The sequence below is a fragment of the Streptomyces sp. NPDC002888 genome, from assembly GCF_042888465.1.
Lineage (GTDB): Bacteria > Actinomycetota > Actinomycetes > Streptomycetales > Streptomycetaceae > Streptomyces.
Map to the genome: position 1 here is coordinate 207019 of NZ_JBIAPU010000018.1, position 13193 is coordinate 220211.

The window sequence follows — 13193 nt, forward strand, 5'->3', positions numbered from 1 at the left end:
GTGGAGGGCCCCTTCTCAACCGTTGATCAGGCTCCGAGCAGTGCCCGCACCCTCTCCTGCCCCACAGCCAGCAGCAGCGTAGGCAGCCGCGGCCCGGTGTCGCGCCCCACCAGCAGGTGGTACAGCAGCGCGAAGAACGACCGCTGGGCGGTCTTGATCTCCGGCGGCAGCTCCTTGGGCGTGGCGTCCGCGGCGAACCCGGCCTGCACCTTGGGCACGCCGTACACAAGGTGCGTCAGCCCGTCGAGCGACCAGTGCGAGTCGAGCCCGTCGAGCAGCAGCCGCAGCGACTGCTGGGACGCCTCGTCGAGGGACTTCAGCAGCTCGGCGTCGGGCTCGTCGCGCACGATGGTGCGCTGGTCGGCGGGGACGTGCGTGTTGATCCACGCCTCGGCCTTGTCGTAGCGCGGCCGTGCCTCGTCCAGCGACCCGAGGGGGTTGTCGGGGTCGAGGTCGGACAGGATGCGCAGCGCCTGGTCCTGGTGCCCGGCGGTGATGTCGGCGACGGAGGCGAGCGTCCGGTACGGCAGCGGCCGCGGCGTGCGCGGCAGCTCATCGGCGGCGGTGCGCACCGCACGCGAGTGCGCGGCGACGTCGGCCGGCAGGGCGGAGCCGTCGGCGACCTTGCCGTCCAGCTTGTCCCACTCGTCGTAGAGCCGCTGGATCTCCTGGTCGAAGGCGATCTTGAAGGACTGGTTGGGCCTGCGGCGGGCGTACAGCCAGCGCAGCAGCTGGGGCTCCATGATCTTCAGCGCGTCCTCGGCGGTCGGCACACCGCCGCGCGAGGACGACATCTTCGCCATCCCCGAGATGCCGACGAACGCGTACATCGGCCCGATCGGCTGCTTCCCGCCGAAGATCCCGACGATCTGCCCGCCGACCTGGAAGCTCGACCCGGGGGACGAGTGGTCGACGCCGCTGGGCTCGAAGACGACGCCCTCGTAGGCCCAGCGCATGGGCCAGTCGACCTTCCAGACCAGCTTGCCGCGGTTGAACTCGTTCAGCCGGACGGTCTCGGAGAAACCGCACGCGGTGCAGGTGTACGTCAGCTCGGTGCTGTCGTCGTCGTAGGCGATGACGGTGGTCAGGTCCTTCTCGCAGTTGCCGCAGTAGGGCTTGTACGGGAAGTACCCGGCGGAGGAACTGCCGTCGTCCTCGTTCGCCGCGCCTGAGCCCTCGGCGGCTTCCAGCTCGGCCTCGTCGACCGGCTTCTGCTGCTGCTTCTTGGCGGGGGCCTTCTTGGTCCGGTACTGGTCGAGGATCGCGTCGATGTCGCCCCGGTGCCTCATGGCGTGCAGGATCTGCTCGCGGTACACGCCGGAGGTGTACTGCGCGGTCTGGCTGATCCCGTCGAACTCGACGCCCAGCTCGGCGAGCGACTCGATCATCGCGGCCTTGAAGTGCTCGGCCCAGTTGGGGTGGGCGGAGCCCTTGGGGGCCGGGACGGAGGTCAGGGGCTTGCCGATGTGCTCGTGCCAGGAGTCGTCGACCCCGGCGATGCCGGCGGGCACCTTGCGGTAGCGGTCGTAGTCGTCCCAGGAGATGAGGTGGCGGACCTGGTGGCCCCGGCGGCGGATCTCGTCGGCGACGAGGTGCGGGGTCATGACCTCGCGGAGGTTGCCCAGGTGGATGGGGCCGGAGGGCGAGAGGCCCGACGCGACGACGACGACCGGTTTGCCCGGGGTCCGACGCTCCGACTCCTCGATGACCTCATCCGCGAAACGGGAGACCCAGTCGGTGGTCTCGGTGCTCTGACCCACGATCGGCACGTCCTCTTTTACTGAAGGCTTGATGGTGGCCCCATTCTCCCAGACCGCATCGTGCCCGCGAAAACCGCTTTACCCCCCGTGGGATACTGGCTGTGTCTATCGATCCCCACGAGGAGAACGGCACCCACTCCTATGGCCTCGGTCACGTCCCTCAGCGACTCCGTCCAGCAGCAGCTCATCTCCGCGATCTCCGCCGCCCTGCCGGAGGCCTCCGCGGACCCGCTGCTGCGACGAAGCGACCGGGCCGACTTCCAGGCCAACGGCATCCTCGCGCTGGCCAAGAAGGCGAAGGCGAACCCGCGGGAGCTGGCGACCCAGGTGGTCTCCCATGTCGTCACCGGTGATCTGATCAAGGAGGTCGAGGTCTCCGGTCCCGGCTTCCTGAACATCACGATCGGCGACAGTGCGATCACGGAGACCCTCGCCGCGCGGTACGCGGACACGGACCGCCTCGGTGTGCCCCACCCGGAGCGGGCCGGTACGACGGTCATCGACTACGCCCAGCCGAACGTGGCGAAGGAGATGCACGTCGGCCACCTGCGTTCCGCGGTGATCGGCGACGCGCTGGTCCAGCTGATGGAGTTCGCGGGCGAGACCGTCGTGCGGCGGCATCACATCGGCGACTGGGGCACCCAGTTCGGCATGCTCATCCAGTATCTGGACGAGCACCCGCACGAGCTGGACCACAAGGCCGCCGAGGTGAGCGGTGAGGAGGCGATGTCGAACCTCGACCGCCTCTACAAGGCCGCGCGCAAGTTCTTCGACTCCGATGAGGAGTTCAAGACGCGGGCGCGTCGCCGGGTGGTGGACCTCCAGGCCGGTGAGCCGCACACGCTCGCCATGTGGCAGAAGTTCGTCGACGAGTCGAAGATCTACTTCTTCTCCGTCTTCGAGAAGCTGGACATGGAGGTCCGGGACCCGGACATCGTCGGTGAGTCGGGTTACAACGACATGCTGGACGAGACGTGCCGGCTGCTGGAGGAGTCGGGTGTCGCGGTCCGCTCGGAGGGCGCCCTGTGCGTGTTCTTCGACGACGTCAAGGGCCCGGACGGCAAGCCGGTCCCGCTGATCGTGAAGAAGTCGGACGGCGGCTACGGCTATGCGGCGACCGACCTGTCCGCGATCCGCGACCGTGTCTTCAACCTGAAGGCCGACACTCTTCTCTACGTCGTGGACGCCCGTCAGGCGCTGCACTTCCGGATGGTCTTCGAGACCGCCCGCCGGGCCGGCTGGCTGAACGACGACGTCACGGCCGTCCAGCTCGCCTTCGGCACCATCCTCGGCAAGGACGGCAAGCCGTTCAAGACCCGCGCGGGCGAGACGGTCAAGCTGGTCGACCTCCTCGACGAGGCGGTCGAGCGTGCCACGGCCGTGGTCGGGGAGAAGGCCGAGAAGGTGGGCCTGTCCGAGCGGGAGATCGAGGAGAACGGCCGGTACGTCGGCATCGGTGCCGTGAAGTACGCGGACCTGTCGACCTCCGCCGTGCGGGACTACAAGTTCGACCTGGACCAGATGGTCTCGCTGAGCGGCGACACGTCGGTGTACCTGCAGTACGCGTACGCCCGTATCCAGTCCATCCTGCGCAAGGCGGGCGAGGCCCGTCCGGCGGCCCACCCGGAGCTCGCGCTGGCCCCGGCGGAGCGGGCGCTGGGTCTGCATCTGGACCGGTTCGGCGAGACGGTCCTCGAGGCGGCGTCGGCGTACGAGCCGCACAAGCTGGCGGCGTACCTGTACCAGCTGGCGACGTTCCTGACGACCTTCTACGACCAGTGCCCGGTGCTGAAGGCGCAGACGCCGGAGCAGGTGGAGAACCGCCTGTTCCTCGTCGACCTGACGGCCCGCACCCTGCACCGGGGCATGGCCCTGCTGGGCATCAGGACGCCTGAGCGTCTCTGACACCCGGCAGGGACCGCTCAGGCCTTCTGGGTCTGGGCGGCCCACGCCCGCTCGAAGAGCACCGGTACCGGCATCATCGGCACGACCGCCGTATGGGCCGTGGACCGGTGCTCTTTCGCGTGTGGCAGCAGCTGGAACTTGGCCCGCTCGACCGGCAGGCGCGGCGCCTTGGTCTCCTGCCAGGCGCCGGGCAGGAACAGGGTGCGCCCGGCCCGCGCGCGGTCGGCGCGTCCGACCCGCCCGGACGCGGCGAGTTCGGTGTGCGCCGCCTTGAACCGGGCGTTTTTCCAGGCGGTCCACTGCCTGACGTTCCGGTCGGTCGGGTCGGGCAGGGCGAGCACCATCAGATACAGGGCCGCCGCATCGGCTCCGAGCCCGTAAGAGCGCCGGCACTCTTCGACAAGGTGCGGCACGCTCCGGCTCGGGTCCTGCTCCCACCCGCTGTCCCGTCCTTCCTCGGCGGCGAGATGTTCCCCGAGCGCCGCGAAGTCCGCGGAGAGCAGCGTCCGCAGATCGACGAGACCGGGCAGACCGTACGGCGCGGGCAGCCACTGGGAGGGCAGGACGGAGTCGAGGTACTCCTCCAGCCGGCACAGCACCGGATCGTCGGCCCCGGTGAGCAGGGCGGGGTCGACCCGTATGTGCCGCAGCCCCAGAAACTCCGGGGCGTCCTCCCAGGACACGGCCGGGTGGGCGTCCAGCCCGAGGGATTCGAGTGAAGCGGGCGCTCCCATCAGGTAGTTGCTCTGCACGGAGAACACGGTGAGCGGCCCGGCCCCGGCCTCGACCGCCGCCCGCATCCGCCCGATGGCAGCCCCGACAGCGGTCCGTCGCGGATCCCCCGCGGGCGTCCGGTAGGCCATCCAGAGGGCGGCCCGGACGAGGCCGAGCAGGTGAGGGGTGCCGGCGAGGGGGGAGAGGCGGGGGTGTGGTCGGCGGGGAGTTCGGCCGCGGGTCGGTGGGGGCCGGCCGCGCGGTTCCCCGCGCCCCTGGGTGGGCTGGGTGGGCTGGTGTCGGCGTCGGCCGGGTTGTTGCCTTCGGACAGTGCGGCGGTTCCGGAGGTCACGCGGCCGAGGAGGGCGGCGGTTCGCAGGGTGGGCCACCACAGGGCGTCGGGGCCTTTTAGGCTCGCCGCGGCGACCGCGTGCTCGCCCTTGGGCCGGGTGAACTCCTTGCCCGCGAGCGGCAGCAGGTCCGCCGGCACGGGCAGTGGCGTGCCGTGGCGGGTGCGCCACCATGCGGCGGCCCGCTCGATGTCGGGCCCGTCGGTCCACAGCCGCTCGGGATCGTCGGGCAGGAGCTGTTCGTACAGGCCGGCGAGGTCGTCGGCGGTCAGGAGAGCGGTCAGGCCCTCGGCCACCGCCTCGCGCTCCGCGCGCCGCAGCTTCCAGGTCACTTCCGCCCAGCCGTAGGACGGCAGGTTGGGGTTCGGTTCGTGCAGTTGGTGCGGGGCGCAGTCCACCTGGGCGGCGAGCAGGACGGTTGCCGGCGGGTGAGACGCCCAGGAGCTCGGCGAAACGCGCGGTGAGTTCCGGCCGGGCGGGCACCGGCCCGTGTTCGCGGCGGAGTTCGGCGAAGCGGGCGTACCAGGCGGCCGGGCGCGTGGGCCGCAGAAGCCGGGCGTCGACCTGTGCGGTTCCGCCCGCGGACAGTGCCCGGTGCGCGGCGAAGTCGCCCGTGGGCGCGTATTCGAGCAGGGTGCGCCCCTGCGGGTCCGCGCCCACCACGACGGCCGCCGAGGTGTCTGTCCGGAAGGCCCAGCCGCGATGCAGGCCCCGGTTGTCGGCCATCGGCGCCGTCCGGATGACGCGCCAGTGCCCCGCCTGCGCGTCGCCCTCGTACCCGGCGACGAAGGGCAGCCGCGCGTAGTCGGCGTAGGTCTGGGCGTCGGGGACCCAGCGGGGATACCGGACTCCGGCACCCCGGGCAGCTCGCCGCTCAGCCGGGCCAGGGTTCCACTCCGCTCCATCAACTGCCGCCACAGCCGGTTGAGTTCCTCGGAGTGACGCGGCCGGACCCGGAGCAGGCCCGCGCACACCGCACCCGGTTCCCGCCCGCACAGGAGCTCCAGGGCCCGCCCCTTGAGAACGTCGCCCCAGAACACGTCGTCGTACAGACTCAGCCGCCCGACCAGCTCGGCGTCCGCCAGCACGGTGGCCAACTCCTCCTCCGGGTCCAGCCCTCCCGCCTTGGCCACCCTGCGGACGTCCGCCGCCATCTGCGCGTACACCCCGCCCAGAGGGCCGCTGCCCGCGGCCCGCCGCACCACGGCCTCCCGGAAAGCCACCGCCCGCTCCGGCGTGCCCGCCCCCTTCGCGCTCAGCTCCTTGGCCCGCGCACGCAGAGCTGTACCGGACAAGGCCCCGGCCTCAGCGAACCGGGCATACCGCGCACCCAGCCACTCCTTACCGCTCGGCAGTGGCGTCGAGGAACAGCGGCATCAGCTCGGGCCGCGCCTTCTCCAGCTCCTTGAAGAACTGGTCCGTGCTCTTCTTGTAAAGCCCGGTCTCCCGCAGCCGCTCGGCCTCCTCCAGCACCACCTGCTCCTGCCCCGCAAACGCAGCCAAGCCCCGCTCGGGAAAGGGAATCTCAGCAAGAGCACCACCACCATCAACAACCCCGACCCCGAACCCCCCGACACACTCCCACTCGTAGAAGGCCATCACCCTGTCCCGGTACGGCGCGACGTCCTCCGCCATGACCCGCACAATCCGCCACCCGGTCACAGCGTGAACGTAAACGCGGGCGACAAGCCCACTCCCCTCCACCCCCTCTCCCCAACCACAACACCTTCCGCCTCCAGCACCTCCCCCCACACGGGATCACTCTCACCGAGCTCAGCCGCGACACCGACCCCACCCTCGGCCCAAGCCCGGGCAAGCACCCGAGCCTCCTCCCGATGCGCCACCACCCCCTCCCGCAACCGCCGCATCCGCACAAGCTCCGGCCGCCCGACCAACACACCGGGCACCTGCTTCAGCTCCCGCCCGCGCGGATTCCGCCACACCCACCTCAGGTCCTCCCCCAGCTCCCCCGAGTACCCGTCCACCTCAACACGCCAAGCCACCAAGGCCGTCCCCCGTTCTCGATCACTCCCCGCAACTCTAGGCACGCCCACTGACAACGCCGGCAACGGTGAGCGGGGCGGCTGGGCCATCGTGACCAATCGGCAGATGTGTGCCACACCAGCCCCCTTCCCACCCGGCTCTTCGGCAGCGCGGGTGGCCCAGATCCCCCAATAACCGGGAAACCCGACGCGCGCCCCCACTGCCCACCCCACCCCACTGTCAGTCCCCACCCCTAAAGTCACCGCCATGGCGACTCTTCCCAACCCCCTGCCCAAGCTGGCGGCCGATCCGAGTGGGCGTGTGCTCGGGCTTCGACTCCCCCTCGGGCGACTGATCGACGCGACGGACGAGGGGCCGTGGCACGAGCCGTTGCTGTGGCATGCCGAGCAGTCCGTGTCTCCCGGCAACTGGACGGCGCTGGGTGTGCCGGCCGGCCGGGCCGGGCTGCTCCCCGTCCTTGTCGACGTCGGTGGCAGCCAGGGCGGCCCGCAGGATTGGGAGTTGATGCCGGACGAGGTGTCGTACCCGGGGGATCACGACGCCGAGGAGGTGCTCGCCGACCTCTGGGAGGAGTACGCGGCGCAGGACGACGAGTGGCCCGGCCTGATAGCCGGCCCCGCCCTCACCGCCGATCCGGACACACGCGCCGCCGAGGTCGCCGACTCCCTCGCCCAGGGCCGCTCCTGGTTCAAGGAACCGCATCTCGCCCTCGTCCCGGCCCGACGTTCCGCCGACATCCCCGCGGCCATCGGCTGGACCGGTCCCCTGAACTACGAGAACGACGTCGCCCGCCTGTGCGCGGTACTGCGCTCCTGGGAGGACCGCTTCGGCATACGGGTCGTGGCCCTCGGCTTCGACCGCCTGGTCGTCTCCGTGGCCGCTCCCCCTTCCTCCCTCGCCGAGGCGGAGGCGGTGGCCGCGGAACACTTCGCGTTCTGCCCGGACAACGTCCTGCATCACAGCGACGGCACCCTGGGCACGTACGCCCGCCAACTCCTCGACGAGCGCACCTGGACCTTCTGGTGGGACTGACCCCCGCGCCCCGCACCGGCTACCGCAGCCCCTTCCCCAACCTCCGCAGCCCCTCCCCGATCTCCTGCGGCGTCTGCGTCACGAAGCACAACCGCAGCGTGGAACGGTCGGGCACCCCGGCATAGAAGGGAGCGCCGGGCACGTAGGCCACATCGTGCCGTACGACCTCCGCAAGCAGGGCGGTCGTGTCGTACGTCTCCGGGAGCCGGGCCCAGAGGAACATGCCGCCCTCGGGGCGCTGCCAGGTCGAGCCCGCCGGGAGCGCCTCCGCGAGCCCGGCGAGCATCGCGTCCCGCCGTTCGCGGTACACGCCGGCCACGCGGGCCACGTGTGCGTCGAGGTCGCCCGCGGACAGGTACTGTGCCGCGGCCAGCTGGTTGAGGGTCGGCGTGTGCAGGTCGGCCGCCTGCTTGGCGACCACGCAGGCCCTGCGCAGTTCCGCCGGCGCGCGCAGCCAGCCGAGGCGCAGGCCGGGTGCCATGACCTTGGAGAAGGAGCCGAGGAGGACGGTGCGGTCGCGGGCGTCGTCGTAGGAGCCGATCCACGGCACCCGTTCGCCGTCGTAGCGCAGCTCGCCGTAGGGGTCGTCCTCGACGATCCACAGGCCGTGCCGCGCGGCGACGGAGGCGACGGCGGCCCGGCGTTCGGTCGGCATGGTGCGGCCGGTGGGGTTCTGGAACGTCGGCACGGTGTAGAGCAGTTTGGGCCGCTCCCGCTCCACCGCCGCCGCCAGCGCCTCCGGGTCGGCCCCGTCGGCGTCCGTGGGCACCGCGACCACGCGCGCGCCCGCGAGGCCGAAGACCTGGAGTGCGGCCAGGTAGCAGGGGTCTTCGACGAGGACGGTGTCGCCGGGGTCGAGGAGGGCGGCCGCGAGGAGGGAGAGCGCCTGTTGGGACCCGGTGGTGACGAGGAGGTCGTCGGCGGTGGTCGGCAGCCCGCGTGCGGTGATCCGCTGCGCGAGCCGCTCCCGCAGCCCCGGCTCGCCCTCGGTCGTGGAGTACTGCAGTGCCCGCTCCGGTGTCCGTTCGAGCACCCCGCGGAACGCGGCGGCGATGCCCTGCCGGTCGAACAGTTCCGGCGCGGGCAGCCCACCGGCGAAGTTGATCACCTCGGGGCGTGCGGTGACCGCGAGGATGTCCCGTACGGGTGAGCCGCCGATGGCCCGGGTCCGTGCGGCGAGCGGCGGGAGGGAAGCGGTCGGTGGCGTGGGTGCGACGGTCATGTCACGGCTCCTTCGGCGGCGGGTACCTCGCGTGCTCGCAGCCTAGAGAAGTACGTGCTGCCTACAAGAACATTTCCGCGATCCGGACCCCGGCCACAGACGGCATGAGACCCCGCCCTCACCCCTTGCGGCCACTCGCCCCGTACACATTGATGTCCGCGTCCGTGACATCGCTGATGTCGTGGTAGCGCACCTTCTCGATGTCGTCGAGGCCCTCCAGGTAGGCGGCGCCCGGCTGTTCCGGCACGGGCGCCGCGTCGTCGGGCCGCCAGTGGTGCGCCGGGACGACGCCGGGCTGGGCCAACTCGACGCCGGCCTCGGTGAAGAAGCGCTCGACCTCGGCCTTCGACCGCAGCACGAAGGTGAATCCGCGCTCCGTGTACGTGCGTTGCACCGCCCTGATGTTCTCCGGGTTGAGGTCCTCGGTGAGGTGGCTGAGGACGAGCCGGCTGCCGGAGGGCAGGGCGTCCACGAGCTCGCGCAGGATCGGATACGCCTCCTCGTCCTCGACGAAGTGCAGGATCGCCACCAGGCACAGGGCGACCGGCTGGTCGAAGTCGAGGGTCTTGGCGGCCTGTTCGAGGATCTGCGCCGGGTTCTTCAGGTCGGCGTCGATGTAGTCGGTGCGGCCCTCGGGGCCCGACGTGAGCAGGGCGCGCGCGTGCGCGAGCACCACCGGGTCGTTGTCGACGTAGACGACCCGGGAGTCGGGGAGGATCCGCTGGGCGATCTGGTGGACGTTCTCCGCGGTGGGCAGGCCGGTGCCGATGTCGAGGAACTGGCGGATGCCGTCCTCCTTCGCGAGCGTGGTCACCGCGCGCCGCATGAAGTCGCGGTTGTGCCGTACGTCGAGGTAGCCGCGCGGGTTGGCGGCGAGCGCCGCGGCGGCCGCGGCACGGTCCACCGGGTAGTTGTCCTTGCCACCGAGGAAGACGTCGTAGACGCGGGCCGGGTGCGCCTTGGTGGTGTCGATCCTCCTTCTCAGCTCGGCGGGGTCCTGGCTGAGGGCATCACCGGACATGGGCGTCTCCCTGGAAGGTCGGTCATCCAACTGACAACCGATACGGCGGTCAACAACCTAACTCCCGGGGCCACTTGATCGTGCCCTACCCACAACAACCCACAACAACCCGACAGCAGCCCACAACAACCACTGCCCGAGTCGCTTCCGCCGTCCCGTCCCGCGTCCCGGGATGACCCGGTTTCCGCAGTTCAAAGGGGTGAGACCGAGCCCGGCGTCCCGAATACCGCCAGGAGCGTGGCCTCCGAACCACCGAACGGCCCAAGCTGTGATCGTCCCACCGCTCTCGTCCGGAAGGCCGTCATGCCCGCACGCCGCGCCGCCAGCACCCGTCTGCTCGCCGCCACCCTGACCGCCCTCGCCGCGCTCGCCCTCACGGGGTGCCGGGACGGCGAGGGCCTGCGCGACGAGGGACCGTCGAAGGCCGGGCTGCCCACGTCGTCCGCCGCCTACGAGGTCCCGGCCGGAAAGCCCGGACCTACAGAGCGAGATCCCGGCCAAAAAGCCCGGACCTACTGAGCAAAGAGCATCCGGAGCCTACTGAGCGGCCAGCATCCGGGCCGCCTCCACGGCCCAGTACGTCAGGATGTTCTGCGCGCCGGCCCGCTTGATGCCGGTCAGCGTCTCCAGGATCGCCCGGTCCCGGTCGATCCAGCCCTTCTCGGCGGCGGCCTCGATCATCGAGTACTCGCCGGAGATCTGGTAGGCGGCGACCGGCACGTCCACGGAGTCGGCGACGCGCGCGAGGATGTCGAGGTAGGGACCGGCCGGCTTGACCATCACCATGTCGGCACCCTCCTCCAGGTCGAGCGCCAGCTCGCGCAGGGACTCCCGCACGTTGGCCGGGTCCTGCTGGTACGTCTTGCGGTCGCCCTTCAGGGACGAGCCGACGGCCTCCCGGAAGGGCCCGTAGAAGGCGGAGGCGTACTTGGCGGTGTAGGCGAGGATCGCGACGTCCTCGCGGCCGATCTGGTCGAGGGCGTCCCGGACCACACCGATCTGCCCGTCCATCATTCCGCTGGGCCCGACGACGTGCGCGCCGGCGTCCGCCTGGACCTGCGCCATCTCGGCGTACCGCTCAAGGGTCGCGTCGTTGTCCACGCGCCCCTCGGCGTCCAGGACCCCGCAGTGTCCGTGGTCGATGGTCTCGTCCAGGCACAGGTCGGACATGACGAGCAGGTCGTCGCCGACCTCGGCGCGCACGTCGCGCAGGGCCACCTGGAGAATGCCGTCCGGGTCGGTCCCGGGCGTCCCCAGGGCGTCCTTCTTCGACTCCTCCGGCACCCCGAACAGCATGATCCCGGAGATCCCGGCCTCCACCGCCTCCAGCGCGGCCTTCTTCAGGCTGTCGCGGGTGTGCTGCACGACGCCGGGCATGGCGTTGATCGGCACCGGCTCGCTCACGCCCTCCCGCACGAACGCGGGCAGGATGAAGTCGGCGGGGTGCAGGCGGGTCTCGGCGACCATGCGCCGCATGACGGGGGTGGTGCGCAGCCGACGGGGACGCGTACCGGGGAAGGATCCGTACTTCGTCATGCACCTACGCTACGCCCGCCCGCCCCCCGCCTTTACCGACTGCCCGTCGGGGACCGGACCGCCCCACGCCGGGGCTCCGCGACATGCGCCGCACACCCCCCAGGTCCATGCTGGACATACAGCCCGACGAAAACCCAGGGCCCGGGCACAGCTCCCAGGGCCCCAAGAACTTACGGCCCGCCGCCGTATCTCCGTAGCCCCCAACGGAGCACGCGATGACCGCGACCCATCACACCCCGTCCGACCTGTTCGCGCTGTCCGGCGTCCGCGGCCCGGTTCTGCGCCCCGGAGATGACGGCTACGTCGCCGAAGTGACCGGCTTCAACCTTGCGGCTGCGCACACCCCGGACATCGTCGTCGGCGCGACCTGCGCCGACGACATCGTGGGCGCGCTGCGCTGGGCCACCGCCACCGGCACCCCCGTCGCCGTCCAGGCCACCGGTCACGGCGCGAACTACCCCATCGACCGTGGTCTGCTGATCACCACCGCCCGCATGACGGACGTACGGATCGATCCGCGCGAGCGCACCGCGACGGTGGCCGCCGGCGCGAAGTGGAGCCATGTCCTGAAGGCGGCCGCCCCCCACGGCCTTGCCGCGCTCTGCGGCACGTCCACGGACGCGGGCGTGGTCGGCTACACGCTGGGCGGCGGGCTTCCGGTGCTCGGCCGGGCGTACGGCTACGCGACGGACCTGGTCCGCTCCCTGCGGCTCGTCACGCCCGACGGCACGCTGCACGAGGTCGACGCGGGCCACGATCGCGACCTGTTCTGGGCGCTGCGCGGCGGCAAGGGCAACGTGGGCGTGGTGACGGAGATGACGTTCGACCTGCTTCCGCTGCCGCGCATCCTCGGCGGTGGCATCTACTGCGCCGGCAAGCACGCGGAGGCGCTGCTGCGCACGTGGGCGAACTGGACCCCGACGCTGCCCGTCGAAATGTGCTCGGCGTTCTCACTCCTGCGTCTGCCACCGTTGCCGGCGATTCCGGAGCCCCTGCGCGGTGGCTTCTGGGCCCGCGTGGCGGTGGCCTGGACCGGTGACGTGGCGGAGGGTGAGGCACGGCTGGCCCCGATCCGCGAGGCGGCGCCGGTCACGGTAGACACGGTGAAGGAGATGGAGTACGCGGCCGTGGACCGCATCTACCTGGAGCCGCAGGACCCCCTGCCCGCGAGGGAGTCGTGCACGCTCCTGCGCGATCTGACTCCCGACGCGGTGGACACGTTCCTGTCCGAGGCCGGCCCGGCCATGACGGACTACCCCCTGCTCGTGGTGGAACTGCGCCACATGGGCGGCGAACTCGCCCGCCCCGCCCACGTCGAGGACGCGATCTGCGCCCGCGACGCCAGCTACTTCCTGGAAACGGTCGGCGTCCTCTTCTCCCCGGAAGCGGCCGTCGCCGTCGAGGAGGCCACACGCTCCCTCCACCGGGCGATGTCCCCCCACAGCACCGGCCTCACCATGGTCAACATCCACGGCACCCCCGGCGACGAACGCGACCGGGCCCGGGCATGGACCCCCGAGGTCTACGCCCGCCTGGGCCGCACGAAGACGACGTACGACCCAAGCAATCTGCTGCGCTACGGCCACACGGTGACATCCGCTTGAGGACCTGTCCTGTTGAGGACCTGTCCTGGCTGCGGACCGCGTCAG

Annotated in this window: 11 protein-coding genes; 4 read left to right on the forward strand and 7 right to left on the reverse strand. The window is 71.1% G+C overall.

All coding sequences use genetic code 11. From position 1 onward, the window contains the following. Positions 1-26: 26 nt before the first annotated feature. A complete protein-coding gene (lysS, locus tag ACFYWX_RS28410; protein ID WP_389426947.1) occupies positions 27-1769 on the reverse strand; it encodes a lysine--tRNA ligase in 1743 nt (580 codons plus the stop codon). Positions 1770-1901: 132 nt separating this feature from the next. On the opposite strand from lysS, the gene argS reads away from it, so the two are divergent. Further along, a complete protein-coding gene (gene argS, locus ACFYWX_RS28415) occupies positions 1902-3665 on the forward strand; it encodes an arginine--tRNA ligase (RefSeq protein ID WP_389426948.1) in 1764 nt (587 codons plus the stop codon). A 17-nt stretch (positions 3666-3682) separates the two neighbouring features. Here argS and ACFYWX_RS28420 read toward each other — a convergent pair whose 3' ends face one another. The 3 genes from ACFYWX_RS28420 to ACFYWX_RS28430 are packed head-to-tail and all read right to left on the reverse strand — an operon-like array spanning position 3683 to position 6364. Then, positions 3683-4417, reverse strand: coding sequence for a hypothetical protein (locus ACFYWX_RS28420; protein WP_389426949.1), 735 nt, complete (start codon positions 4415-4417; stop codon positions 3683-3685). Next, positions 4399-6024, reverse strand: coding sequence for a hypothetical protein (locus ACFYWX_RS28425; protein WP_389426950.1), 1626 nt, complete (start codon positions 6022-6024; stop codon positions 4399-4401). Before ACFYWX_RS28425 ends, ACFYWX_RS28420 begins: the two co-directional genes overlap by 19 nt. Positions 6025-6070: 46 nt before the next feature. After that, the gene (locus tag ACFYWX_RS28430; protein ID WP_389426951.1) at positions 6071-6364 is read right to left on the reverse strand and encodes a hypothetical protein; all 294 of its coding nucleotides are present in this window, start codon (positions 6362-6364) and stop codon (positions 6071-6073) included. A 615-nt stretch (positions 6365-6979) separates the two neighbouring features. Here ACFYWX_RS28430 and ACFYWX_RS28435 point away from each other — a divergent pair. Then, positions 6980-7765: a DUF4253 domain-containing protein gene (locus tag ACFYWX_RS28435; protein ID WP_389426952.1), complete on the forward strand. Its 786-nt coding sequence runs from the start codon at positions 6980-6982 to the stop codon at positions 7763-7765. Between the two features lie 19 nt (positions 7766-7784). On the opposite strand, the gene ACFYWX_RS28440 is transcribed toward ACFYWX_RS28435, so the two are convergent. Both ACFYWX_RS28440 and ACFYWX_RS28445 read right to left on the reverse strand, forming a co-directional pair. After that, positions 7785-8987, reverse strand: coding sequence for a PLP-dependent aminotransferase family protein (locus ACFYWX_RS28440; RefSeq protein ID WP_389426953.1), 1203 nt, complete (start codon positions 8985-8987; stop codon positions 7785-7787). Positions 8988-9105: 118 nt separating this feature from the next. After that, entirely contained in the window at positions 9106-10008 is a 903-nt protein-coding gene (locus ACFYWX_RS28445) for an SAM-dependent methyltransferase (RefSeq protein ID WP_389426954.1), read from the reverse strand. 303 nt (positions 10009-10311) lie between these two features. Between ACFYWX_RS28445 and ACFYWX_RS28450 the strand changes: the two genes are divergently transcribed. Continuing rightward, positions 10312-10527 (forward strand): hypothetical protein, encoded by a 216-nt coding sequence (locus ACFYWX_RS28450; protein ID WP_389426955.1) that lies wholly within the window; start codon positions 10312-10314, stop codon positions 10525-10527. 18 nt (positions 10528-10545) lie between these two features. Here the strand turns inward: ACFYWX_RS28450 and hemB are convergent, their stop codons facing one another. Further along, entirely contained in the window at positions 10546-11544 is a 999-nt protein-coding gene (hemB, locus tag ACFYWX_RS28455; RefSeq protein WP_389426956.1) for a porphobilinogen synthase, read from the reverse strand. A gap of 215 nt (positions 11545-11759) precedes the next feature. Between hemB and ACFYWX_RS28460 the strand changes: the two genes are divergently transcribed. Next, positions 11760-13148, forward strand: coding sequence for an FAD-binding oxidoreductase (locus tag ACFYWX_RS28460; protein WP_389426957.1), 1389 nt, complete (start codon positions 11760-11762; stop codon positions 13146-13148). Positions 13149-13193: the final 45 nt, after the last annotated feature.

What these genes read in the sequence shown, in the direction of transcription:
- ACFYWX_RS28430 (WP_389426951.1), bottom strand. Translation starts at nt 6,364, where the DNA reads ATGGCGGAGGACGTCGCGCCGTACCGGGACAGGGTGATGGCCTTCTAC.
- ACFYWX_RS28435 (WP_389426952.1), top strand. Translation starts at nt 6,980, where the DNA reads ATGGCGACTCTTCCCAACCCCCTGCCCAAGCTGGCGGCCGATCCGAGT.
- ACFYWX_RS28445 (WP_389426954.1), bottom strand. Translation starts at nt 10,008, where the DNA reads ATGTCCGGTGATGCCCTCAGCCAGGACCCCGCCGAGCTGAGAAGGAGG.
- hemB (WP_389426956.1), bottom strand. Translation starts at nt 11,544, where the DNA reads ATGACGAAGTACGGATCCTTCCCCGGTACGCGTCCCCGTCGGCTGCGC.
- ACFYWX_RS28440 (WP_389426953.1), bottom strand. Translation starts at nt 8,987, where the DNA reads ATGACCGTCGCACCCACGCCACCGACCGCTTCCCTCCCGCCGCTCGCC.
- ACFYWX_RS28460 (WP_389426957.1), top strand. Translation starts at nt 11,760, where the DNA reads ATGACCGCGACCCATCACACCCCGTCCGACCTGTTCGCGCTGTCCGGC.
- argS (WP_389426948.1), top strand. Translation starts at nt 1,902, where the DNA reads ATGGCCTCGGTCACGTCCCTCAGCGACTCCGTCCAGCAGCAGCTCATC.
- ACFYWX_RS28450 (WP_389426955.1), top strand. Translation starts at nt 10,312, where the DNA reads ATGCCCGCACGCCGCGCCGCCAGCACCCGTCTGCTCGCCGCCACCCTG.